This window comes from Moorena sp. SIO1F2 (genome assembly GCF_010672755.1).
Taxonomy (GTDB): domain Bacteria; phylum Cyanobacteriota; class Cyanobacteriia; order Cyanobacteriales; family Coleofasciculaceae; genus Moorena.
Genome location: NZ_JAAHFV010000342.1, coordinates 1 through 6,802, shown reverse-complemented (window position 1 = coordinate 6,802; position 6,802 = coordinate 1). Strand labels below are relative to the sequence as shown.

5 protein-coding genes are annotated in these 6,802 nt (G+C 39.4%); 2 read left to right on the top strand and 3 right to left on the bottom strand.

Going from position 1 to position 6,802, the window contains the following annotated elements:
* The first annotated feature begins 236 nt into the window (after positions 1-236).
* Positions 237-395: a hypothetical protein gene (locus F6J94_RS27595; RefSeq protein ID WP_293046196.1), complete on the top strand. Its 159-nt coding sequence runs from the start codon at positions 237-239 to the stop codon at positions 393-395.
* 98 nt (positions 396-493) lie between these two features.
* Positions 494-1,348 (top strand): Uma2 family endonuclease, encoded by an 855-nt coding sequence (locus F6J94_RS27590; RefSeq protein WP_293046193.1) that lies wholly within the window; start codon positions 494-496, stop codon positions 1,346-1,348.
* A 500-nt stretch (positions 1,349-1,848) separates the two neighbouring features.
* Here F6J94_RS27590 and F6J94_RS27585 read toward each other — a convergent pair whose 3' ends face one another.
* From F6J94_RS27585 to F6J94_RS27575, 3 genes are all read right to left on the bottom strand, one after another.
* Entirely contained in the window at positions 1,849-3,369 is a 1,521-nt protein-coding gene (locus tag F6J94_RS27585; RefSeq protein ID WP_293046190.1) for an ARC6/PARC6 family protein, read from the bottom strand.
* Between the two features lie 201 nt (positions 3,370-3,570).
* Positions 3,571-6,396, bottom strand: coding sequence for a hypothetical protein (locus F6J94_RS27580; RefSeq protein WP_293046187.1), 2,826 nt, complete (start codon positions 6,394-6,396; stop codon positions 3,571-3,573).
* 44 nt (positions 6,397-6,440) lie between these two features.
* Positions 6,441-6,746: a hypothetical protein gene (locus F6J94_RS27575; protein WP_293046184.1), complete on the bottom strand. Its 306-nt coding sequence runs from the start codon at positions 6,744-6,746 to the stop codon at positions 6,441-6,443.
* Between the last annotated feature and the right edge of the window lie 56 nt (positions 6,747-6,802).

The following is a 6,802-nucleotide window of genomic DNA, read 5'->3' as shown; positions in this document are numbered from 1 at the left end:
TAGGGAACAGGGAACAGGGAACAGGGAGCAGGGAGCAGGGAGCAGGGAGCAGGGAGCAGGGAGTAGAAACCTAAGTGTATTTTATAATTATAATTAACGCTATAGAATTGTTTTAGCGATTGACCTTTGCGACCCTAAACTATTCCGATGTTGTCCTCTAAAAATTGACTACTAATAGAATAGCTAGTGTAGGTACCTGGACAAAAATAAACCTCACAGTATTAACTTGTGTAAAGTTGCCAAAAGTCCCTCTGCTTCCTACTCCCTGCTCCCTGCTCCCTGCTCCCTGCTCCCTGCTCCCTGTTCCCTGTTCCCTGTTCCCTGTTCCCTGTTCCCTAAAAGTTGTACCTCACCAAATTGAAAACCGCTATAGTGTAGCAACTCCAATACCATAGTTTGGTCAAAAAAGACAGAACCAACGGCTGGGTTTTTTGGCGAGTTTCAACGATACCTTAGCGATAGGCGTTAAATTTGAGTAGGAAATACCACCACTATGTCTAAAACTATGACCTCTGCTGTTGTGCCTAATACTCCTCCTATACCGCCAACTCAATATGAACTTCCTTGTGATGACGGTATTCCTATGGAAACGGAACGACATAAACTTCAGATGGAATTGCTGACTGACCCGTTATACCCTTGGTTAGCCCAGCGGGAGGATGGCTATTTTGGGGGTAATATGTTTCTTTATTTCAGTACAGAACAAATTAAGAATCAAGACTTCCGAGGTCCGGATGTATTTGTAGTGCTTGGAGTTCCCAAAGCCGAACGACTAAGTTGGGTAGTTTGGGAAGAAGGTAAAGCACCTGATGTGATTATTGAGCTAATTTCTGAGAGTACAGCCAACACGGATAAAACTACTAAAAAATTAGTTTATCAAGACCAAGTCAGAGTACCAGAATATTTTTGGTACGACCCGTTTAATCCAGAAGATTTTGCCGGATTTAGGTTACACAATGGCGTCTATCAGCCTTTAACTGAAGATGAACAAGGACGACTAATTAGCGAAAGGTTAGGATTAGCCTTAGTCCGTTGGCAAGGGGTTTATAAAAATAATGTTGATACTACTTGGTTACGTTGGGCTACTTTAGAGGGAATTGTGCTACCTACTGCTGAAGAGATAGCTGTGCAAGCTCAACAAGAAGCAGCTCAAGCTCAACAAGAAGCTATCCAAGCTCAACAACAAGCCGCTCAAGCTCAACAAGAAGCAGCTCAAGCTCAACAAGAAGCTACCCAAGCTCAACAAGAAGCTACCCAAGCTCAACAAGAAGCTACCCAAGCTCAACAACGAGCTGAGCAACTGGCTGCTCGTTTACGAGCCATGGGTGTGGATCCTGATCAAGTTTGAAGCGATCGCATAAGCGCGGAAGCTGAGGCCGTAGGCCACGCTACGCGTTCGCGTAGCGTCGGCTTTGCCGAAACGCTTCATCGCGAACGGATTGGTGTAAGCATTTAGCGGTCAGCGGTCAGCGGTTGGCCAGTGGCTGACCGCTGATAACTGATATAGTAATCAGTATTAGTTATGTTATTTAGGAAAGGGAGTAGGGAGTAGGGAGTAGGGAGTAGGGAGTAGGGAGTAGGGAGTAGGGAGTAGGGAGTAGGGAGTAGGGAGTAGGGAGATGAAACTTGAAGGTATATTATAAGTATAAATAATTATAATTGACCCTATATAGTTATTTAGTGTGTTGTTTTTTGCGATTGACCTTGGCCAAAGGCCTCAGCTTCCGCGCTTATGCGATCGCGTTTTTGATTCTCAGAGGGCGATGCATCTAGCAACTGGGTTTCTAATCAATCACTTGGTTAGACAGCACCGGTGGCACCAGTATCAATCAGTAGCGTTGCTAACTATTATTCCGGAAAGTACTCAAAAATCTTGTACTCTGCTATCTTCCATTCTCCCTCTTCCTGTTGAAGGGTGTAGCGAATTACGCTGGTATCAAAGGCAGTGTGTTTATCCCTACTGGGTTTACCATTGACGTAGAGAGTACGGTCTTCACTGATCGTTACTTCAATGGTGGCGCGATCGCCACTAGGAACAAATTTATTAACCCTATCAATACTTTGGACGCCATAGGTATAGTAAGCGTTATTGTTCTCTAGCCAATCTACTGAACTTTCTGTATTATCGGTTCTTCTGATGTTATCCCTGTAGGCTTTGCCTGTAAGAACCTTGCTTCCTAGTTGCCGATTGAAGGGAGGAGCAAAGATTTCACGCTTGGCCTTTTGCCAGCTGCGAATCACGTTGACAGCGTCTTGCTCAGACAACGAGGATTCTGGGAGAGTGTAAGACTGATTCGGAGGTAGGTTAACGGGGGGATCAACCCTCTGAAAATCCGAACTGGGAGGGTATGGTACAATCGGAGGAGGTAGCAACGTTGGTGGGGATGGAGGGAGCCCTTGAAAGTTTCCACCACTCGCAATTTTGTTATCAACAGGGGAAGGTTGAATCAGGTTAAAAATGTAATGGTTTTGTTCGGGTAACTCGAAATTCCCTTCTAATTTCCCTAAACCCCACACCCTAAACCCCTTATCCTGTTTTATTTTTAGCTTTGTTTTCTCCCCTTTAGATGACGAAGGTTTAGATGACGAAAGTTGGGGTACCTCGGGGATGGTTTGGCTGCTGGTTCTGGTAATTATTAGCCAGATCAGGATTAAGAAAGCGATGATGCCACCTGTAATTACTAGTTTTTGCCATTTTTTAATTTGCCATTCTTTAAACCGTGTAATTTTCTGAAGTCGAGCTAATACTCCCACAGCAGTAGGGGTGGGAGTATCGGCTTTTGTGGTATCTTTTGGAGAGGAAGTAACAGGCTCTTTATAAGACTCTTGAGAGGAGTTATTGTTTTCTCTATTTGGTGGGGTGGGGGCATCGGCTTTTATGGTATCTTCAGGAGAGGAAGTGACAGACTCTTTAGAAGGCTCTTCTGAGGAGTTAATGTTTTTTCCATTTGGTGGCGTGGAGGAATCGGTTTTTATGGTATCTTTTGGATAGAAACTGACAAACTCTTGAGAAGACTCTTGAGAGGAGTTAATGTTTTCTTTATTTGGTGGGGTGGGGGAATAGGCTTTTCTGGTCTCTTCAGTAGAGGAACTGAAAGACTCTTGATAAGACTCTTCTGAGGGGTTAATATTTTCTATATTTGGTGAACAAAGTATGAGTGTTTCATTCGGCTGAATACCTGCATCCTCAAAGGTTAAATTAACGTCTAGTTCTTGGTTAGTTCTTTCCAAAAAAAATTTGCACTGTTGCTTTTCTGGTAATCCTAAAAGCATCTTTAGTGCTTCACGATATTTGCTTAACCTTGAATTAGGTACAACCTTACGAGTCTCCTCAGCACTACCGTCATAGTTTCTAAAAATTACTTCCATTTTGCCTATTTAAGACTTTCGATACTGTTTACCAGTGGGGTGCATCTCCTAAAAGCTGTTTGACCTGGTGGTGCGTTACGGGGAGCAACCTAACCCTGGAGAAGAGGGGGCTCCCTAACGCAGCCTAAGCAATATTGTCTAACAAAACTTAATGGATACAGCCTCTTTCCGCTGCTCCCTGCTCCCTGCTCCCTTTGGCCACTATATAATCTCGTCCTCTTGATTGATAATCCTTGGCTCACCACTAAAATCAGGCTCCTGATTTTTTTCACTGGATGGTAGACTCATCTGCTCTTCAAAATCGAGAGCGCTTTTGCTATTGTATCGTGTAGGTTCTAATCTATTGAGACTGTTGCCAGCATCCTCTAGAGAAACACTTGGAATTTCGTTCTCTAAACGATTTATTTGTTCATTAAAATAGTCCCTTTCCTCTTGCTCAACATCTGAATTAGCAATAATTTTTGATCTTTGTTCGTAGAGTTTATTAAGTTCCTCATATTGAGCTTTATTTCTTATTGAAGACATTGCTAATTGCTGCTGACGCTCCTTGTTTCTGACTTCAATTTTATCTAATTCTTCATTTATTTTTGCCCTTTGTAATTTGGCCTTAGCTTCATCAAAAGACTTTTCTTTTTCAGTGCGAAGACGAGATACATGTATGATGTTAATGTCTAGACCATATTGCTCAACCACACTTTCCCTTGCCCACTGGTTCATGTGGTGCTTTATAGTATCCAAATGTTTGATGTCTTTATATCTGAGCAATTCACTGTCAGCAGTTTTTAAATAAGCTGTGACACTCTTTTCAATTGATATTTTGATATCATTCATTCCACAAATTTTATTTTCTATAACGCGAATTCTCTGATTAATTTTATCAAGTTTTTCTCTATTCTCTTCTACACCGGATTCAATAACCTTAGGGTATTGTTTTTTGAGTTCGTCATATTCTTGTTTTAACTCTTTCTGGGATTCTCCCATCCATTGGAATGCCGATTGAAATGTATACCAGCTACCTTGCTCAATAGATAAAATTTTGAAATCTCCCTGGAACGTAACAGATTCTCCACCCGTTAAAGAAGGTACTTCACATTCAAAAGAGCCTACCATCCCGATTAATCTCTTCATATAATCCATAATCTCGGTTTCTTCAGGAATAAAATCAACTCTAATAATTTTTGCTCCAAATTGCTCTTCTAAGGCTTGCGTAATTTCATCTTTTAGTTCTTGTTCAACGGATTTTTTACCACTTTTAGGTTCATAGAAACCCATATAGAATCGTTCCGCTTCAATAGTGCGTATAATTCCCCTGGTAGTCCTATTAATCGTTTCTTTGATTAACTCTTTAATGTCATCAACGGTTTTATTAAGATAATCTTCAATTTTTTTAAGGCTAATAAATTTAAGATAAACAGTCGTACTTAGGTTAACTTTTATGCTAGAAACATTAGTAGAAAATTCGGATTTATCATCTTTTATTTCTAAGTTTTCTAATAGTTTACTATGCTCCTGCTTCGGAACAGAGACAATGTGTTTAATTCGATAACCAATAGATTCAGCTTCAATTTGCATTGCTTGCCGAATCGCTTCAGCTTCTTGACTAAAATCGCACAATATATCTGCATAATTTTTATCAAGGAGTAACGGTTTAACAATTTTTTCTAGCTTGGTCTCTACCCAACCATGCAAGTTAGGAGATTGTGCAGAAATATATCGTCTAAAATCTTGAGAAAGCATCTGGAGGTTATTTTCAACATATACCGAACCTGCATATTTTTGTACTTTGCACTCAACTGGATACTGTATTTCTACAAGCTCTTTAGGAAGTAAAGATGAAGAAACGGTTTTACTGTTGATAAATAAGTATCCAACTCGAAGACCTTGCTTATCCAGGATACTATTTAAGTGATTAACTAATTCGTGTCTAACCGTATCTTTCAATTCATAGTAAAACTGACTAATAGTAGTATTTTCCCGTAAGGATTTTTGTATTTCTAGTTTAGTAAGGTTGGTTAGAAAGTTCCAACAGTCATAATCCAGATTCGATGTCGCTTTTACTGGATCATCAACAATTAGTTCAGTTTCAACCTCAAGGTCTAATAGATTATCATAATCTTTAACGTATACGGGGATTTCTTTCAGTCCAATTTTTACAGGTTCGAGCTGTTTCCTATTCTTTAGAGACAATCTGACATCAAGCTTTAGCCCAATCTCCTCTGCCGCTTTTGTTTTTAACTCATTCTGTAACCAATGTACTTGACTATAGTAATTATCGATGAATTCAGCAGCTCGCTCATCCGTTAGTTCAAACACCCATCTTTTTATTCTTTTATCAAATTCATAACCAGGAGAATTATCACCACCAAGAGCTTGGGCAACCTTCTCCTTCTCCCCAGGCAGGCAACTAGCACGATACGCCACAGAGATAGGGAGTTTACGGTCTTTAGCAAAATCGGTCACCTCTACGGTAATTTCTGTCGGTTCAATTTTGATAGGTTCTAGCTGTTTACTATTCTCTACAGACAGTCTGACATCAAGGTTTAGACCAATCTCCTCTGCCGCTTTTGTTTTTAACTCAGTCTGTAACCACTTTACTTGACTATAGTAATTATCGATGAATTCAGCAGCTCGCTCATCCGTTAGTTGAAACACCCATCCTTTTATTCTTTTATCAAGTTCATCACCAGGAGAATTATCGCCACAAAGAGCTAGGGCAACCTGCTCCTCCTTCCCAAAGGGACAACTAGCGCGATAATCTAGCGAGATACCAAGTTTACGGTTTCTGGCAAAGTCTGTCACTTCAATAAGAAGATCCCTAGATTCAGCAAAACTTGAGGCATTATTAGTGTTATAAACTAGGTAATATACAATATTATTTCCAATAAAAATAGGAATACGACTCAAAAAACATTTTTTATTTTTATCAAAAATAATGACTATTTCATCATAATTAGCTTTATACTTAGCCGATGCTTCTGCTTTGTCTATCTGACGAATAATTTGATCTAAAGGATGTAGTTTTTCCATCTTAATCTCCAAATGTTAGTATTTATTAACCTACTTTAATCACTCTAAGACCTAGCAGAAGAATGCTTCTTTTGCAGAGTATTAAACTTTTTTTTGACTTTTCTGACTATATTGCGGTTAATAGTTGCTTCTTTTCTAAGTTTTATATTACCTTGCTTTTCCGCTTTTTGACTTTCTTCAAAATAATATTCTGCCAATAAAATCAAAGATTCTAACAGTTCTTTTTGTTGATAAATATCAGTACTAACAATAATTTTTTCCATTAACTTATCAAATACCTCAGATGCTTCTGGGCTATGCTCTTTTTTATCCAATCCTGCCAGAATAAGCAACTTATTATCTGGATTCAAAATTGTAAACCAATCTACAATTAATAGAACTAATCAGTTTATTAATTGAAATCGGA

Bases quoted from the DNA above. Each gene is read 5' to 3' on its own strand.
- F6J94_RS27585 (WP_293046190.1), bottom strand. From the start codon at position 3,369: ATGGAAGTAATTTTTAGAAACTATGACGGTAGTGCTGAGGAGACTCGT.
- F6J94_RS27580 (WP_293046187.1), bottom strand. From the start codon at position 6,396: ATGGAAAAACTACATCCTTTAGATCAAATTATTCGTCAGATAGACAAA.
- F6J94_RS27590 (WP_293046193.1), top strand. From the start codon at position 494: ATGTCTAAAACTATGACCTCTGCTGTTGTGCCTAATACTCCTCCTATA.